We start from the raw sequence: 17587 nt of genomic DNA, 5'->3' as shown, positions 1-17587 counted from the left end.
AGCTTTGCAGGTTAGGTGGTTATAGGTTGGCAGGCATCCACGCGCCTGCTCGGCCGGTCCATCCTGTCAGCCCTGTTCCTCGCGGAACAGGGTTTTTTTTCGTCGCAACGAAACGGGCTTCTTGTTTCTGGCGGCGTCGAACCGATATGCGGACACTGCGTTCTTCGATGCGTTCGAAGAACGGGCGCGTCGCATGGGGTGAACTGTCGGGCGCGAAATACGTCGGACGTTTGAGCGCGGCGTTTGCCGCCGTCGCGTGCCGAAGTCCGGGCGCGCTGCCGAAAGAAGGAGGTTGGATCGATGCCCAGCAAGTCGCGAGTTCACAAGCCCGGCCGCACGGCCATGTCCCCGTTATTGCGTTCTCTGACCCAGAGCCGCACCGCGCACGCGCCGGTCACGCAGACCATGCTGTTGCAGGCCTACGCCGCGCTCGATGCATTCCGCCGCGGCCACGGCGCGCGCATTCTGCACACGACGCTGAGCCGGCATTTGCTGGTGTCGCAGGAACTTGTGCATGCCGGACGGGGCGCCGACGCGCGCGCCGACATCGAAAGCGCGCATGCGGCGATCGTGCGGCTCGATGTGCGCGAGCGCCAGACTGGCCGCTGGTCGCTCGAAGACGACGACTACGCACGTCTGTGCGCGGCGCTAGCGATTTTCGACGGACAGTTGTCGGCGGCGTCGCTGAGCGAGCTGTCGAGCGCGGAAGCAAAAATGATCGAAGGTTTGATGCGTTCCGCGCGACTGCGGGCGCTGGCGGAAGCGGCGGTTTGAGCGGCACGCATCTGGCGGCGCGCATTTCGAAAGCGTCGCGGGTCACCGGCGCTGCGCTCAATGCGCTATCGGCGAGCCCGAGCGAGTGGCTGCCCGCAGCGCTGCGTTTCGTCGAACGGCTGATACGACCGTTTCAGCGCGGACGTAAATGGATTCCGGACACATGAAAGCGGCATCGACGTGTCGCGCGAGGCCGGCTGGTGCGCGTGGCGCGGCTTGTTACGAGTGTCCGTAGAAGTCCCGTCGGGCGCGTTTGCCGCTGCGATTCCCGCTTGCTAGACTGGCTGCGCCTGCTTGCCGCCAACTGCTTGCGTACCTCCTGCATACCGCCGAGGCCAGGCGTCGCTGGCGTCGTTGCGATGCCGACCCGCGCATACAACCGAGCCCTATCGGAGACATCATGTCCTACATGCTGCTGATCGTCGAACCCACGGACCAACGCGAGGAGCGCGCCGAAGCCGCGGGCCGCGAGCTCTACGACCAGATGGTGCGTTTCTCCGAGAACCTGAAAGCGCGCGGCAAGCTGCTCGCGGTCGAGTCACTGACTTCGCAGAAGGACGCCGTGCGCGTGCAGGTCCGCCATGGCCAATCGAAGCTCTTCGACGGGCCGTTCGCCGAGGCGAAGGAGATGATCGGCGGCTTCTTTCTGTTGAACTGCGACAGCCGTGAAGAGGCCGTGGCGATCGCGCAAACCTGCCCGGCGGCGTCGTGGTGCACGGTCGAGGTGCGCAAGCTCGGACCGTGCTTCATCTAGGCACGCGTGACTCCCACTTCACCAGCTTCGGTGTTTTCCCTGGGATGTTGGGACCGCCGCGCGTGTCGATCGGACCGTGCATCGCGCGTCGTGTGAGTAAGGGGCGAGACGGCGTGGCTCCGCCAGGCGATTCACAAGAATCCACTCACGACCAACCACTAACAACAAGGAGCAACGACATGCGATTCATGATCATCGTCAAATCCACGGCCGCGAGCGAAGCCGGCGAGATGCCCGAACCGTCCCTGATCGCCGCCATGGGCGCCTACCACGAAGAACTCGCGAAGGCCGGCGTGCTGCTCGACGCGACGGGCCTGCAGCCGAGCTCGAAAGGCTGGCGCGTGCGCTATAGCGGCGGCAAACGGAGCATCGTGGACGGGCCGTTCGTGGAGACCAAGGAGCTGATCGCGGGTTACACGTTGATCCAGGTGCGCTCGCGCGACGAGGCGATGGAATGGGCGCGGCGTTTTCCGGCGCCGTTCGGTGAGCACGCCGATGGCGAAATCGAAGTGCGGCAGCTGTTCGAACTCGACGACTTCGAGGCGGGGCCGGAAGTCGAGCGCTTTCACAAGCTCGAAGAAGATCGCCGCTGATTTGATGGACTACGTCTGGGAGCCCGCGTACATGTTCCTGACCGCGCAACCGCCGGCAGCAGGTGAAGGCTGACGCCGTGACGATACAGGCCACCCATCGTGCGATCGACGCTGTCTGGCGGATCGAATCCGCGAAGGTCATCGCTCACGTCGCGCGGATCGTGCGCGACGTGGGACTCGCCGAGGAACTCGCGCAGGACGCGCTGGTGGCCGCGCTCGAACATTGGCCGGACGCGGGCGTGCCCGACAACCCCGGAGCGTGGCTAATGACGGCCGCGAAGAACTGCGCGCTCGATCGCCTGCGCCAGGAGGCGCTGCATGCGCGCAAGCGCGAGGAGCTCGGCCACGATCTCGACGCGATCGAAGCGCACGTGGTGCCCGATTTCGTCGATGCGCTCGACGCCGCGCGCGCCGACGACATCGGCGACGATCTGCTGCGGCTCATCTTCACCGCGTGCCATCCGCTGCTGTCGACCGATGCGCGCGTCGCGCTGACGCTGCGCCTGCTCGGCGGTCTCACCACCGACGAAATCGCGCGCGCGTTTCTCGTGCCGGAGCCGACCATCGCGCAGCGGATCGTGCGCGCGAAACGCACGCTGTCGGCGGCGCGCGTGCCGTTCGAGGTGCCGCAGGCGGACGCGCGCGCGGCGCGGCTCGCGTCGGTGCTGCAGGTGATCTACCTGATTTTCAACGAAGGTTATTCGGCCACGGCCGGCGACGACTGGATGCGCCCGACGCTATGCGAGGAGGCGTTGCGGCTTGGGCGCGTGTTGAGCGGACTCGTAGCCGGCGAGAGCGAGGTCCACGGTCTCGTCGCGCTGATGGAGATTCAGGCGTCGCGTACGCACGCGCGCACCGACGCCCAGGGGCGTCCGGTACTGCTGCTCGATCAGGATCGCAGCCGCTGGGACCCGCTGCTGATTCGCCGCGGCCTCGCGGCGCTGGACAACGCGCATGCGCTCGGCGGCGAGAGCGGGCCGTATGCGTTGCAGGCGGCGCTCGCCGCGTGCCATGCGCGAGCGCGCCGCGCCGAGGACACCGACTGGGCGCAGATCGTCGCGCTCTACGATGCGTTGGCGCAGGTCGCGCCGTCGCCGGTAGTGGAGTTGAATCGCGCGGTCGCGGTGGGGATGGCGTTCGGGCCGGCGGCCGGACTCGAGATCGTCGATGCGCTCGCCGCCGGTTCGGCGCTCGCGAACTATCACTGGCTGCCGAGCGTGCGCGGCGATCTGCTGGTCAAGCTTGGACGCGTCGACGAAGCCCGCGTGGAGTTCGAGCGCGCCGCGGCGATGACGCGCAATACGCGCGAGCGCGAGTTGTTGCTGGAGCGTGCGCGCGGGCTCGCGGATTGAGGTTGGCACATTGGTGCTGGCACATTGGTGCTCACGCACACGTCAGTGCCGCCTCAACGAATCAGCTGCCGCACCCCCAACGCAACGATCAAGCCGCCGCACACACGATCCACCCACATCTTGCCGCGCCGATAAGCCGACGCGATGCGCTGATGCGAGAGCGCCAGCGCGACGAACCCATACCAGCAGCTCGCGACGACGAACACCATGCCGAGCATCGCGGCGAACGTGCCGGTGCTCACATGCGCTGGCGCCGCCGACGAAAACACCGCGGCAAAAAACGCCATCGACTTCGGATTCGCGATGTTGGTCGCGAAGCCCTGCGCGAACGCCTGCCTGAAGCCGCCCGCCGGTGCCTTGACGAGCACCGCTTGCCGCGCCGCCAAGGCATTGAAGATCAGCCGCCCGCCGAACCACAGCAGGTAACACGCGCCCACGATCCTGACCACGAGCGCGAGCCACGGGAACGCGGCGAACACGATGCCGACGCCAAGAATCGCGCAGCTGGCCCAGAACAGATTGACGAGCACGATGCCGGCGACCATCGCGAGCGCTTCGATGCGCGTCGCCGAAGCCGCCTTGTGCGCGACCGCGACGAAGTTCGGGCCTGGACTCACCACGCCCGCGACATACACGGAAAACACGCCGACCACGGCGGACCCATCGATCACGACACGCTCCCGATTGCAAAGCTCTGGGTGAAAAGCAACGCGAGCATCCCGCTCATAGCCCGAAAAACGCCGCGCCCGCGGTCAAGACGCCCACTCCCGCGACGAGGTACGACAGATTGCGCAGCCAGTTCTTGCGCGTGAGCAGCGTGATCGCGCACAGCGCAATCGCGACCTGAATCAGCAGCGTCGCCTGAGCCCAGCGATGATGGCCGTGCAACAGCGTTTCGCTGCGCGTATCGGCGGCGACGACCTGTTTTTCGATCGCTTCTGCGTTCGCGCGGATCGGCTCCTTCTGCTGCTTGTATTTCTCGACGTCGGCGACGAACTTCGCGTGCGCGTCGCTATTGGGCGCCGACAGCGCCGCGCCGAGTTCCGCGAGGTTTTCCTTTTCGCCCTTCGCCTGGTAGTAGCTCCACTGGTTCGACGCTTCGGTCTTCTTGATCGCGGCTTCGTTCTTGTAGAACAGCGCGAGGTTTTCGGCGTTGCCGCTCTGGTACGCGCACAGCGCGCCGATCGTCGCGAGGATCGCGGTCATCACGGCCATGCGGCTCGCGAACGGATCGGCGTCGTGATGCGCGGCGTGGCCGGCGTGTTCGACGGCATGGTCGTGCGGACCGTGCACTTCATATTCTTCAGACATCAGATTCTCCGAGGCAATGCTTTTGTCGTTCTCGCCGGACGGGGCGGGCGCCCGGCGGCCTCAATCTTAGCGTGTCGCGGAGGCCCGGAGGCCGCAGCTTCAACGCACTGTGTCAGAGGGACGGTTATTGCATGCGAATCACGACGCGCCCGCGCGTGCCGGCGGCGACCGCCTCGTAGGCTTCGCGCGCGCGGGCGAGCGGGAATTCCTGCGCGATCGCCGGGCCGCTCAGCTTGCCGTTGTCGAAGCCCTCGACGAGCGCCGTCATCAGCGGCGCCGATTCCGCGACGCCGAGCTTCGCGCTGTCGACGCCGAGCAATTGCGTCTCGTTGTGATAGAAGTCGATCAGATCGAACTCGACGCGGCGCTTGCCGGTCCCGCTGATTTCGAGCACGCGGCCGCGCCGCTTCGCGAGACTCAGCGCGGTCTCGAACGCGACACCGCCTACCGTGTCGTATACGACTTCCGCGCCCGCGCCGCCGGTCAGCTCGCGCACGCGTGCGGCCGCGTGTTCGTCGAACGCCACGTAGGCGTCGATCAGGCGGCCCGCGGGCGTGGCGGGATCGAGCGGCCGGCGGTCGACGGCGATCACGCGCGCGCCGCGTGCTTTCGCGATCTGCACGACCGCGCCCCCGACACCGCCGCCCGCGCCAAGCACGGCAATGGTCTCGCCGGCCTGCAACTTCGCGTATTCGACGCTGCCGAGCCACGCGACCACGAAGTTCACGCCGATCGCCGCTGCCTCGACGTGGCTCAACGCCACGGGCTTGCGCGACAGCGCCGCGACCGGAATGCCGAGGTACTCGGCGTGCGTGCCGTCGCGCGTGAAGCCGATGTCGCCGCCGGTCCCCCACACCTCGGCGTCGAGCCACGCGGCCGGGCCGTCCACCACCACGCCGCTGAAGTCGCGCCCCGGCGTGCGCGGCAGCACCGTATGTTCGAAATGGCCGGACACGTTCTTCACGTCGCTCGGATTGACCGAGGCCGCCATGACCCGCACGACCGCATGCTCCGCGTCGGCCTGCGGCGTCGGCAGATCGACGTATTCGAGCACTTCGGGGTTGCCAAAAGATTTGAACTGGATCGCTTTCATCGTGCGTGGCTCCGGTTGGTCTTGCGCCGCGTTGCGCAGCGAATGCACCGTAGTCTAAGTGATGCGAGTAAAGGCATCAGGACAGCGGCTTTCAGATTTCGGACAACCCGCGCGCCGGGTACGCGATCACCCAGGCTCTAACCCGCCTGACCCGCCTCGTCGGCCTTCGGCGCCTGAGCATGCCGCTGGTGTTCGGCGGCCAGAAACATGTACATCGCCGGCACGACGAACAACGTGAACAGCGTGCCGATCGACATCCCGGTGAAGATCACGAGCCCCATTGCGTTGCGGCCCGCCGCGCCCGCGCCCGACGCGATCACGAGCGGCACCACACCGAGCACCATCGCCGCGGTTGTCATCAGGATCGGGCGCAGCCGCACGCCCGCCGCTTCCTCGACCGCTTCGCGCTTCGCGCGACCTGCGCGCTGCAGTTCGTTGGCGAACTGCACGATCAGAATGCCGTGCTTGCTGACGAGCCCCATCAGCGTGACGAGGCCGACCTGCGTGTAGATGTTCAGCGTCGTCAGGCCGATGTTGATGAAGATCAGCGCGCCGAACAGCGCCATCGGCACCGAGATCAGGATCACGATCGGATCACGGAAACTCTCGAATTGCGCCGCGAGCGCGAGGAACACGATGATCGTCGCGAGCAGCAGTGTGATGACGAAGCCGCCCGACTCCTGCACGAACTGGCGCGACTCTCCCGAGTAATCGGCTGAATAGCCGGCCGGCGCGACCTGCGCGGTCGCCTTGCGCAGAAAATCGAGCACCTGGCCTTGCGATACGCCCGGCACGATCACGCCGGAGATCGTCGCCGAGTTCAACTGCTGGAAGTGGTTGATCGATTCGGGCACGACGCTGTGCCGCAGATGCGCGATCGTCGACGCCGGAATCACGTTGCCGTCCGGCGTACGCAGATAGTAGTCGAGCACTTGCGACGGATTGAGCCGGTCGATCTGCAACACCTGCGGAATCACCTTGTACGAGCGTCCCGCAATCGAGAAGTAGTTGACGTAGCCGCCGCCCAGCGCCGACCCGAGCGCCTGTCCGACGTCGCTTTGCGACAGCCCGAGCGAGGCCACCTTGTCGCGGTCGACGACGAGCGTCACTTCCGGCTTGTCGATTTTCAGGTCGCTATCGACGAAGAAGAACATGCCGCTCGCGCGCGCTTTTTCCAGCACTGCTTGCGACACCTCGTTGAGGTTTTCGAACGGCTCGGTCGTGCTGATCACGAACTGCACCGGCAAGCCCTGCGCGCCCGGCAGCGGCGGAAACTGGAACGCCGCGACGCGCGCGCCCGCGATCTGATTCCACTTCTGCTGCAACTCCTGCTGCAGCACGGTCGCGTTCTTGCCGCGCTGGTCCCAGGTCTTGAACAGCACGCCGCCGATGCCCCGGTTGACAGTCGGCGAGCCCGTGAGCTGGAACATCTGCGAATATTCGGGCAGTGTCTTCGAAGCATCGAACACCTGGTCCGCGTAGGTCTGCATCTGCTGGATCGTCGCGTTGGGCGGCCCGATGATCTGCGAGAGCACGATGCCCTGGTCTTCCTGCGGCGCGAGTTCCGACTTCGAGGTCATGAACAGATACACCGTGCCGCACAGCAGTAGCGCGCCCATGATCACGAACACGGGCCAGGTGTCGAGCGTCGCATGCAACAGGCGGCCGTAGCCGCGATGCACGCGCTCGAACTGGCGGTCGACGAAACGCGCGAAGCGGCCCGACTCCTGCGCGGCGCGGAAGAAGCGCGAGCACATCATCGGCGACAACGTGAGTGCGATTACGCCCGATACCGTCACCGCGCCCGCGAGCGTGAACGCGAACTCGGTGAAGAGCGCGCCCGTCAGCCCGCCCTGGAAGCCGATCGGCGCGTACACGGCGATCAGCACGACGGTCATCGCGACGATCGGGCCGCCCAGCTCGCGAGCGGCGATCAGCGCGGCGTCGAACGGTGTTCTGCCTTCGTGCTTCATGTGCCGATCGACGTTCTCGACGACGATGATCGCGTCGTCCACGACGAGCCCGATCGCGAGCACGAGTGCCAGCAGCGTGAGCAGATTGATCGAATAGCCGAGCACCTGCATCACGAAGAACGTGCCGATCAGCGACAGCGGCATCGCGATCAACGGCACGATCACCGCGCGGAAGCTGCCGAGAAACAGGAAGATCACGACGGTCACGATCACGAGCGCTTCGACGAGCGTTTTGATCACTTCCCTGATCGCGGTGTTGACGAAGTCGGTCGCGTCATAAACGATGTCGCCCGTCATGCCGGTCGGAAACTGCTTCTGCAGATCCGGAAACACGGTTTTCACGCGCTTGGCCACGTCGAGAATGTTCGCGTCCGGCGCGACCTTGATGCCGATGAACACCGACCGCTTGCCGCTGAACGCGACGTTGAAGTCGTAGCTGTCGGCGCCGAGCACGACGTTCGCGACATCCTCGAGACGCACGATCGAGCCGTTCTTCTGCTTGACGACGAGCTGCTTGAAGTCGTCGACGGTATGCAGGTCCGTGCCCGCTTCCAGGTCGACGCTGACCATTTGCCCCTTCGTCGTGCCGAGCGTGGCGAGATAGTTGTTGTTGCCGAGCGCGGTGTACACGTCGCTCGCGCTCACGCCGTGCGCGGCGAGCCGCGCCGAGTCGAGCCACGCGCGCATCGCGAACTGCCGCCCGCCCAGCACTTCGGCGGTCTGCACGCCCTGGATCGAATCGAGCTTGGGCTTGACCACGCGCAGCAGGTAGTCGGTGACGTTGTTGCTCGGCAGCACGCTGCTGTAGAAGCCCATGTACATCGCGTCGGTGGTCTGCCCGGTCTGCACCGTCAGCACCGGCTGCTGCGCCTGCGGCGGCAACTGGTTGCGCACCGAGCCGATCTGCGTGTTGATCTCGGTCAGCGCGCGGTTCGCATCGTAGTTCAGACGTAGCGTCGCGATGATCGTCGACACGCCCGTGATGCTCGTCGACGACATGTAGTCGATGCCCTGTGCCTGCGCGATCGCCGCTTCGAGCGGCTGCGTGATGAAGCCGGCGATGGTGTCCGAGTTCGCGCCATAGTAGGCCGTCGTGATCGTGACGACCGCGTTCTCGGTCTGCGGATACTGGCTGACCTTCAGCACCGCGAGCGCGCGCAACCCGAGCACGAGGATCAGCAGGCTCACGACCGAAGCGAGTACCGGCCGGCGAATGAAGATGTCCGTGAACATGGTCGGGCGGCCTCGCTTATTGTTCCTGCGGCGTCGGATTCGGACTGTCCGACGGCTGAACGCGGTTGTCGATGATCAGCGGCGTGCCGTTCTTGAGCTTGATCTGGCCGCTCGTCACGACCTGCGTGCCGTCGTCGATGCCCTTCAGAATCGCCACCTGGTCGCCGCGCGTCGGCCCCGGCGTTACGAACACCTGCTGCGCGACGGGCAGCGTCTTGCCCTGCGCGTTGGGCTGCGTGCCGGGCTTCACGATGAACACGGTCGCGCCGTACGGGTTGTAGGTGATCGCCGTTTGCGGCAGGGTCAGGTAGCGCTGTTCGGCGCCCGAGTCGATCTTCACGTTCGCGTACATGCCGGGCAGCAGCTTGCGCTCGCGATTGTCGACGCTCGCTTCGATCTGTACGTTGCGCGTCGCGCTATCGACTTTCGGGCTCATCGACTGGATCTTGCCGGTGAAGCTTTGCCCGCTGTACGCGTTGGTATCGACGCTGACGGTCGCGCCGATCGCGAGCTGGCCGAGCTGTTGTTGCGGTACCGAGAAGTCGGCGTAGATCGGATCGATGGCTTGCAGCGTGACGATCGCGTCGCCGGGATTCAGGTATTGCCCCGGATTGATCGTCGTGATGCCGAGGCGCCCCGCGAACGGCGCGCGAATCGTCTTCTTGTCGACGAGCGCCTGCTGTTGCGCGACCTGCGCCTTCTTGCCCTTGAGGTCGGCCGCATCGGCGTCGAGCTGCGCCTTCGCGATCGCCTTGATGTCATACTGCGCGCGGTCGCGCTCGTAGACCGTCTGCGCGAGTTGGGCCGCGGCCTGCAGCGATTGCAGCAGCGCGACGTCGCTGTCGGCGTTGAGTCGCACGAGGATCTGTCCGGCTTTCGCTTCCTGCCCCGACACGAACGCGACCTCGCGCACGAGGCCGGCGACTTCGGTCGTCACGTCTACGCCGCGCACCGCGCGCAGGCTGCCGACCGCCGCGAGCTGCGGCTGCCACGACTGATAGTGGACCACCACCGCCGAGACCGTGGCGGGCGGCGCGGTGTTGGCCGTCATGAACTTCGCGAACATGTGCGCGCGGAACAGGTTGAAGCCGACCAGCGCGGCGAGCAGCAGGCCGACGCTGATCAACATGATCACCATCCGCTTTGTCATCGGTTTTCTTTCGGCCATCGTGATGTCCTTGCTCGGCTTGGGGCGAGGGCTGGGGTTGCGTCAGGGCACGGTCAATGTGGCGTTGTGGCGGTTGCCGTCGTTGCTGATGGCGACGACGTGTTCGACGCGCTCGCCGACGCGGCGGCTGGCGCGGCCGCGGACTCGGGCGCGGCGGCATTCCACCAGCCGCCGCCGAGCGCCTGGAACAGCGCCGCCGTGTCGGCGTAACGCGCGGCCTGCGCCTGCGCGAGACTCACGACCGTTTGCTGATACTGGCGTTGCGCGTCGAGCAGCGCGAGGTAGCTGACACCGCCGACGCGATACTGTCCGCGCGTCAGTTCGAGCGAATCGCTCGCGGCGCGCGACGCGTCGGTCTGCGCCTTGAGGCCGGTTGCGTCGTGTTCGAGCGCGCGCAGCGTGTCCGCAACGTTCTGGAACGCGAGCAGCACCGTCTCGCGGTATTGCGCGCCGGCCTGCTCGTAGGCGGCCTCGGCCGCGCGCTTCTGCGCGCTCAGCTGGCCGCCGTGAAAGACCGGTTGCAGCAAGCCCGCGCCGATGCTCCAGATCGTGCTGCCGGCCCTGAGCACCTGCGCGGGCGTCAACGCTTCGGCGCCGTAGCTCGCGGACAGCGTGATCTGCGGATACATCGCCGCGGTCGCGACGCCGACCTGCGCGCTCGCCTGATGCAGCGTGGCGTCGGCGGCAAGGATGTCGGGGCGCTGGTGCACCAGCGACGACGGCAGGCTCACGGGCAGCGTGTCGGGCAGCGAGAACATGTCGAGCGTGAAGTCGGGCACCGAGGTATCGCTCGGCAGCTTGCCGGCGAGTACCGCAAGCTGATGGCGCGCCTGATCGAGCTGCTGTTGCAGCGGCGGCAGCGTCGCGCGGGTCTGCGCGAGCAGCGTTTCCTGCGCGAGCACGGCCGTGCGGCTCACGCCGCCGAGTGAGAATTGCTGGTCGAGCACGTTCAGCTGCTGCTCTTCCTCGGTAGCGATCCGCTCGGTCGCGTCGATCTGCGCGCGCACCGACGCTTCCTTGACCGCCGCGGTCACGATGTTGGCCGATATCGTGAGATAGGCGGCCTGCAGCTGGAAGCGCTGATAGTCGATCTGCGCATGCAGCGCTTCGAGTTCGCGCCGCGCGCCGCCGAACACGTCCAGCTTGTACGAGACGTTGACCGACGCGTTGTAGAGATTGAATTCCTCGACGAGGCCGGGCTCGCCGAACGCGATGCCGTTGATCTTTTCGCGCGTGGCGCTCAGTTGCGCGTCGACGCTCGGCAGCAAGGTGCCGCCGGCTTGCGCCGTGTAATTCTCGCGAGCCTGTCGCAACGCCGCCTGCGCGGCGGCCATGTTCGGACTGTTGGCGATCGCCTCGCGGATCAGCGCGTCGAGCGGCTCGCAATGAAACAGCGTCCACCACGCGGCGGGAATGTCCTGGGCCGGCGCGAAACGCTGCGGCAGGCCTGCGGGGCCGGGCGCGGAGGCGGTCTGGTCGGGCAGCGGCGTGGTGGTGAAGGTGTCGGTGGCCGGCGCGGGCGGCGCGTGGTAGTCGGGGCCGACCATGCAGCCGGCCAGCGCGACGCAGCTGCACAGCGCAACGTAGAGGCGCCGCCAGACAATACGCTGACTCAAGTCGATCATCGATCTACCTTGTATCGCCAATGGCGGGTGGACCGGACGAAGATGTTCAGGGCACCCGAACGTTCTTGGAGTTGTCTTGCCGACGCTGGAATTTACCATGCACGGCGCGAACCGCGCTTGGCCTCGCGTTCGCTGGCGGACGAAGGGTGGATACGAGATCACGTAGGAGGGCGGTGATGGCAGGCGGTGCTGCCGCTGTCTGCCACGCCCGGAGCGGCATTCACGACAATTTCACGGATTCGGGCACGCGGTTGGCTCGGCATCGCGCTTGGCGAACTGGTCGAGCTGTTGCCTGGTTATCGATCGTCTGGTTTTACCGGGCCTCGTCCGCCGCTCGGCGCTGCGCGATCAGATCGGCGAGCCGCTCGACCTGCTGCCCTTGCGCATCGAAATTGCCGGCGTCGAGCCAGCGCTCATAGCACGAGCGCAATGCCGGCCACTCGCTGTCGATGATCGAAAACCACGCCGTGTCGCGATTGCGCTCGCGATAGACGATCGCCTGCCGGAAGATCCCCTCGAACGTAAATCCATAGCGCAACGCGGCCTTGCGCGACGGCTCGTTCAGCGAATCGCATTTCCATTCGAAGCGCCGATAACCGAGCTTGTCGAACACTTCGCCTAGCAGCAGGTACATCGCATCGGTCGCGATGCGCGTGCGCTTGAGCCGCGGCGAATACGTGACGTGGCCGACTTCGATCACGCCGTTGGCCGGATCGATCCGCATCAGCGAGAGCGTGCCGACCGGCTTGCCCGTCGCCAGGTCGATGACCGCATAGTGCAGCGGATCTTTCGATGCCGCCATCTGCGTCAGACGCTCACGATAGGCCGCGAGGCTGTCGAACGGGCCGACCGCCAGATAGGTCCAGTCGCGGCCGTCGGTGGCCGAGCCGTACGCGTCGAAGAGGTCGGCCGCGTGGCGCTCGACGTCGACCGCTTCGAGCCGGCAATAGCGGCCGCCGAGCGGCTCGCGGCCCGGCGGCTGCGCGCCGTGCCAGCCGGGCAGGGGTGCGCCGATTGGCTGGCCGTAGGCGTTACGTGTGGGTTCCATGTCTGTTCTCCCGTCGATGAATGAGCGATGCCGGAGGATGCCGATGCGTGTCGATGCAGGAACGATACGGCAAACGTGGTATGTTCAAAAGATCCACGACATGCTTATTCGATAGATCCAGCCACCATGATCGAAATCATCGGACCGCTCGTCCATGCGGACGACGCGTTCGCCGCGCGCGGCGCCAGCGGGGCCAAGCGGCCCGCGCCGCTGCAAAAGCAACTGATCGAACGTCTGCAGCAGGCGATTCTCGCCGGTCGTCTGCCGGCCGGGTCGCTGCTACCGTCGTCGCGGCTGCTCGCCGCCGAAATGGGCGTGTCGCGTAACACGGTCGTGATCGCTTACGAGCATCTCGCCGCGGTCGGCTACGTCATCGCCGATCGCCAGGGCACGCGCGTGAGCCCGCTGTCGAGCCCCGCCGCGCGCGGCGAGCGGGCGGCGGCGTCGGCCGCGCCGGAGGTCGTATACGCGGCGCGCGTCGAGCAGTTCGCGGCGTCGCACAATCACGCCGACAACGGGTACGCGCTGACCCCCGGCACGCCCGCGCTCGACCGTTTCCCGCTTGCCGCGTGGCGGCGCGCGCTCGAACGTGCGATGGAGCGCGCATTACCACGCGCGCTCGGCTACGGCACGCCGGCCGGCGAGCCCGCGCTGCGCGACGCGATCGCCGCGCATCTGCGGATGGCGCGCGGCGTGCGCTGCGATGGCTCGCAGGTCGTGATCACCGAGGGCGCGCAGGAGGCGCTGAACCTGTGCGTGCGACTGCTGACCAATCCCGGCGATATCGCATGGATCGAGGACCCCGGCTATCGCGGCGCGAAGGCCGCTTTCAACGCGGGCGACTTGCGCACGCTGCCGATTCCCGTCGACGCCGAAGGCATGGCCGTGCCGGCCGACGCGTGGCACACGCATCCGCCGAAACTGATCTACACGTCTCCCGCGCATCAGTATCCGACCGGCGCGGTGCTGTCGGTGGCGCGGCGGCTTGCGCTGATTGCCGAGGCGCGGCGCTGCGGCGCATGGCTGATCGAGGACGATTACGACGGCGAGATGCGTCACACCGGCGAGCCGATCGCGAGCATGCAGGGCCTCGTCGACGCGGCGCCCGTGCTGTACGTCGGCTCGTTCAGCAAGACGATGTTTCCGGCGCTGCGCATCGGCTTCGTCGTGCTGCCTCGCGCGATAGCCGCGCACGCCGCTGTTGCGCTGCAAGAGATGCTGCGCGGCGGGCATCGGCTGGAGCAGCTGGCGCTCGCGCATTTCATCGAAAGCGGCGAATTCGGGCGGCATCTCGGGCGGATGCGGCGGCTGTACCGCGAGCGGCAGCAGGCGCTGCGCGACGCGCTTGCCGAGCATTTTCCGGCGGCGACGATTCTTGGCGGCGATTGCGGCATGCATCTGACGCTGCGGCTGCCGGCGTCGCTCGACGATCGCGCGCTCACGGCGCGGGCGCAGGCGTTGGGGTTGAGTCCGCGCGCGCTGTCGGGGTTTTCGATCGGGGCGTCGGAGCAGACGAACGGGCTCGTGATCGGGTATGGCAATACGGAGGCGGAGCGCTTGGGGCCCGCGGTGAAAGCGCTGGCGGAGGTGGTGCGGCAGATGGAGGATGAGGCGCGACCGGCTGCGAAGCGCGCGTCAAAACGGGGCGGAAAAACCGTCGTCCGGTCCCGCAAAAAACCCACCCCGCCACGCCGTACGCCCGCCACTCCGGGCATGTAAGTTTTACGTCTGTCCGCCTGGCCCATGTCGCGCTATCGTGTCGTATGCGCGGCGACTTCGCAGTTCCGACGTGCTGGTTTGCCCGCATGTGCCGCGGTTGCCCGTCCCGTCGCGCGGCGGATGTGGCGCCAGTGATGGGCACGAACAATGCGTTCAGTGTGGTTATCGATGACGATCTATCCGACCGGAGACGACATGAAGGAAATCGAACCGACCCCGTGGTTTGACCTTGCCATCCATACGCCCGTACGCGAAGGCTGGTACGAAGTGCAGTTGGCGAGCGGGGACACGGCGTTTGCGAAATTTGGCGACGGCGTGTGGACCGAAAAGCCGTTGCTCGTATTCACGCACTGGCGCGGCCTGTCCGCCGATCCCTCGAAAGCCGCGGACGGCGCGGCCGAGTCGGTCGGCGCCGAAGCCACCGCGGCGCAGGGCGTGCGCGCCGCCTGGAACGCGTTCTTCCCGGGACTCGGCGACGAGCAGCACAAGCCGCTCAATGCGGTGCCGAACGGCAAGGCGCCGCATTGAGGGTCCCTTGAAATTCGTTTGAAGTCCGGTCGGGCGGCGGCTTGTGGGCCGCCGCCCGGCAGTTCGATTCGGCCGCCATCCGCGCGTGGTTCGAATCGCTCTCGTATCGCTCGGCCCTGCGCCGCATCGCATTTGTCCCGCCCCGGTACAATCAGCGTCATCCTTTCGACGCCATCACGATGCTATGAACGCCACCCGAGAAACCGTGGAATTGTCGCGCGCGACTCAACTGCTCAATCACGGACCCGTCACGCTGATCACGAGCGCACACGATGGTCGATCGAACGTGATGGCCGCGTCATGGGCGATGCCGCTCGACTTCAATCCGCCGAAGGTGGTGGTGGTCGTGGATAGCCGCACGCTGACGCGTCGCCTGATCGAAGCGAGCGGCGTGTTCGGGCTGCAGTTGCCGAGCCGCGGTTTCGCCGCGCAAACGCTCGCGGTCGGCACGCACGCGGGCGTCGAACTCGACAACGACGATCCCGACCTGCGCACATGCCATTACGTGGCCGGCGGTACCTTCTTCGCGACGGGCGATGCATTCGAGGTGGCGCCCGTCGCGGCCTCCGCGCAGTGACTGGGCTTAGGTGCTCCGTTCGGTTTCGCCTTCGGCGAATGCTTTGAGCGCGTCGCCGGCGAGACGATAACGTACCCATTCGCTTTGCGGATTCGCGCCGATCGACTTGTAGAAGCCGATGGCCGGCTCGTTCCAGTCGAGCACGCTCCATTCGAATCGGCCGCAGCCCGTTTCGCAGGCGATTTGCGCGAGATGGCGCAGCATCTGTTTGCCCGCGCCGCTGCCACGCGATCCGGGCGATACGTACAGGTCTTCCAGATAAAGCCCCTGTTTGCCGAGCCACGTCGAATACGAAAAGAAGTACACGCAAAAACCGACTGGCTCGCCGTTCATTTCGCAGATCAGTGCTTTCGCGGGCGCGCCCTCGGAAAACAGGCTCTTCTCGATGTCTTCGACGCCGGCGACGACTTCGTGCTCGGCTTTTTCGTAGATCGCGAGTTCGGTGATGAAGCGCAGGATCAGGGGGGCGTCGGAAGCGGTGGCGGGGCGGATGTGGATCGTCAAGGTCTAGTGCTCGGTGAGTTCGGTGATGACTGCCGGCCGGCGGGCGGTACGCGCCAATTGCGCCGGCTTCGGAACAGACTCACATCGTAGCAAAGAGCCAAAGCCCCCGCCGCGAACGGACGGTGCCTCGGGCGTTTCCTACAGACCGAAGGCGAACAATTTCAGCGGGCCCGGTCCACTCGTTGAGCCAGAGCCCCAGAACACCACGCCGTCCGCAATGGCCGGCCCGGCATTGCATGCACCCCCGCTATTGAATGACCACAGGACTTTTCCGTTGGAAGAATCGAGCGCGTACATCGTGCCATTCGTGTAGTCGAGATTGCATCCGAAGACCACGCCATTGGCGACACTGACGGCTGCCTCCGCGCGGCTTCCGAGCGGGTCCGGCGTGGTCCACGTCACTGCGCCGGTCGCGACATCGAGTGCGACGACGCTGCCGCGGAAACTCCACTGCCAGGCAGGCGGAGGGACATAGGCGGCCATCAATTCTTCGTTCGATGTGGTTCCTACGAAAGCCGTACCGTTCGCGATGACGGCAGACTGCGTGACCATTGAATAGGTGGTTGAATCGACTTGCGTGTGCCAAAGCCGAATCTTATTTCCGGTCTTTAAGCCCGACCGCAATTCGCGTAGTCACCAATGAAAGCGCGGCAACTCCACTTCAATCGAATGCCCTTCTACATCCCTGCCGGGTTCGTCGGCGAGAGTATGACGGGGTGGTGCGATTCGCGGCTGATTGGATGATCTGCCCGGCATGAGCGCGCGTTCGGACAGGAAGAGAGACCGAAACGGCACTGCCGCGCTTCAACCCTCCGGCAACACCGACTTACCGCGCCGCTTTTTCGGCTTAGGCTCGACACCCACTCGCGGGTCCCGCTCCAGCACGAGTGCCGTCAACTGCTCGACAGTGTCTTCAAACGCAGGATCCTCCTGCGGCACGTAAAGCCATTTCCCAAGCACCGGGTGAGGCTGCAACGCAGGCATATCGGCAATCAGAGCAGCATGGCGTTCCCGAGACGTACAGACGAGCAGCCCATTCCACGGCTTATCGCGATCGGCGGCAACCAGGCACAACAGCCCATCGATATACGCAGCGTCGCTACCAAACATCCGCCGACGCATATACGTCGGATCGCGTTCGAACGCCTCGAAGATCCACAGGAGCGAATTGCTGATCGAAGAGGGCATCGGCGGACAATCTCAGGAAGCGCGGGTGAACAAAGATAAGTCTACGTAAATTCTCCAGGCTCGGCAGCGAGCCAATTGAAGATCGAGCAAGTCCGGCTAGGTAAGATGTGTCCAACCTCGGCGACCATATCGAAACTCGCACGATCC

The 17587-nt window shown here is 65.9% G+C and carries 17 protein-coding genes; 7 read left to right on the top strand and 10 right to left on the bottom strand.

What is annotated here, in order from left to right:
* The first annotated feature begins 300 nt into the window (after positions 1-300).
* The 4 genes from OKW40_RS30240 (at position 301) to OKW40_RS30225 (ending at position 3473) form a co-directional block, all read left to right on the top strand.
* On the top strand, positions 301-774 hold the full coding sequence (locus OKW40_RS30240) for a hypothetical protein (RefSeq protein ID WP_429493128.1): 474 nt from the start codon (positions 301-303) through the stop codon (positions 772-774).
* A gap of 400 nt (positions 775-1174) precedes the next feature.
* Positions 1175-1528, top strand: coding sequence for a YciI family protein (locus OKW40_RS30235; protein WP_429493127.1), 354 nt, complete (start codon positions 1175-1177; stop codon positions 1526-1528).
* Between the two features lie 179 nt (positions 1529-1707).
* Positions 1708-2121 (top strand): YciI family protein, encoded by a 414-nt coding sequence (locus OKW40_RS30230; protein WP_429403940.1) that lies wholly within the window; start codon positions 1708-1710, stop codon positions 2119-2121.
* 77 nt (positions 2122-2198) lie between these two features.
* A complete protein-coding gene (locus OKW40_RS30225) occupies positions 2199-3473 on the top strand; it encodes an RNA polymerase sigma factor (RefSeq protein ID WP_429403941.1) in 1275 nt (424 codons plus the stop codon).
* A 53-nt stretch (positions 3474-3526) separates the two neighbouring features.
* Here the strand turns inward: OKW40_RS30225 and OKW40_RS30220 are convergent, their stop codons facing one another.
* The 7 genes from OKW40_RS30220 to OKW40_RS30190 form a co-directional block, all read right to left on the bottom strand.
* On the bottom strand, positions 3527-4144 hold the full coding sequence (locus OKW40_RS30220; RefSeq protein WP_429493126.1) for a LysE family translocator: 618 nt from the start codon (positions 4142-4144) through the stop codon (positions 3527-3529).
* 52 nt (positions 4145-4196) lie between these two features.
* Positions 4197-4784 (bottom strand): DUF4337 domain-containing protein, encoded by a 588-nt coding sequence (locus tag OKW40_RS30215; protein WP_184052885.1) that lies wholly within the window; start codon positions 4782-4784, stop codon positions 4197-4199.
* A gap of 124 nt (positions 4785-4908) precedes the next feature.
* Positions 4909-5877 (bottom strand): quinone oxidoreductase family protein, encoded by a 969-nt coding sequence (locus tag OKW40_RS30210; protein WP_429493125.1) that lies wholly within the window; start codon positions 5875-5877, stop codon positions 4909-4911.
* Between the two features lie 137 nt (positions 5878-6014).
* Entirely contained in the window at positions 6015-9083 is a 3069-nt protein-coding gene (locus OKW40_RS30205; protein ID WP_429493124.1) for an efflux RND transporter permease subunit, read from the bottom strand.
* Between the two features lie 16 nt (positions 9084-9099).
* Positions 9100-10251: an efflux RND transporter periplasmic adaptor subunit gene (locus OKW40_RS30200; protein WP_429403944.1), complete on the bottom strand. Its 1152-nt coding sequence runs from the start codon at positions 10249-10251 to the stop codon at positions 9100-9102.
* Between the two features lie 53 nt (positions 10252-10304).
* On the bottom strand, positions 10305-11876 hold the full coding sequence (locus tag OKW40_RS30195) for an efflux transporter outer membrane subunit (protein ID WP_429493123.1): 1572 nt from the start codon (positions 11874-11876) through the stop codon (positions 10305-10307).
* Between the two features lie 313 nt (positions 11877-12189).
* Positions 12190-12924 (bottom strand): GNAT family N-acetyltransferase, encoded by a 735-nt coding sequence (locus OKW40_RS30190; RefSeq protein WP_184030479.1) that lies wholly within the window; start codon positions 12922-12924, stop codon positions 12190-12192.
* A gap of 126 nt (positions 12925-13050) precedes the next feature.
* Here OKW40_RS30190 and OKW40_RS30185 point away from each other — a divergent pair, with 126 nt between their 5' ends.
* The 3 genes from OKW40_RS30185 to OKW40_RS30175 all read left to right on the top strand — a co-directional run bounded on the left by OKW40_RS30185 (position 13051) and on the right by OKW40_RS30175 (position 15748).
* Entirely contained in the window at positions 13051-14643 is a 1593-nt protein-coding gene (locus OKW40_RS30185) for a PLP-dependent aminotransferase family protein (RefSeq protein ID WP_429493122.1), read from the top strand.
* Positions 14644-14838: 195 nt separating this feature from the next.
* Entirely contained in the window at positions 14839-15171 is a 333-nt protein-coding gene (locus OKW40_RS30180) for a hypothetical protein (protein ID WP_184030473.1), read from the top strand.
* A gap of 184 nt (positions 15172-15355) precedes the next feature.
* Positions 15356-15748: a flavin reductase family protein gene (locus tag OKW40_RS30175; protein ID WP_090807910.1), complete on the top strand. Its 393-nt coding sequence runs from the start codon at positions 15356-15358 to the stop codon at positions 15746-15748.
* Between the two features lie 6 nt (positions 15749-15754).
* Here the strand turns inward: OKW40_RS30175 and OKW40_RS30170 are convergent, their stop codons facing one another.
* From OKW40_RS30170 to OKW40_RS30160, 3 genes are all read right to left on the bottom strand, one after another.
* Positions 15755-16252: an N-acetyltransferase family protein gene (locus OKW40_RS30170; protein ID WP_429493121.1), complete on the bottom strand. Its 498-nt coding sequence runs from the start codon at positions 16250-16252 to the stop codon at positions 15755-15757.
* 138 nt (positions 16253-16390) lie between these two features.
* On the bottom strand, positions 16391-16735 hold the full coding sequence (locus OKW40_RS30165; protein ID WP_429493120.1) for a PQQ-binding-like beta-propeller repeat protein: 345 nt from the start codon (positions 16733-16735) through the stop codon (positions 16391-16393).
* Between the two features lie 321 nt (positions 16736-17056).
* Positions 17057-17440 carry a hypothetical protein gene (locus OKW40_RS30160; protein WP_429493119.1) on the bottom strand — a complete coding sequence of 128 codons (384 nt, stop codon included), beginning with the start codon at positions 17438-17440 and terminating at the stop codon, positions 17057-17059.
* Between the last annotated feature and the right edge of the window lie 147 nt (positions 17441-17587).

Source organism: Paraburkholderia sp. RAU6.4a (genome assembly GCF_050435625.1).
Classification (GTDB): Bacteria; Pseudomonadota; Gammaproteobacteria; order Burkholderiales; family Burkholderiaceae; genus Paraburkholderia; species Paraburkholderia tuberum.
The sequence above is the reverse complement of the archived record's forward strand: the minus strand, read 5'-3'. Positions and strand labels throughout refer to the sequence as shown.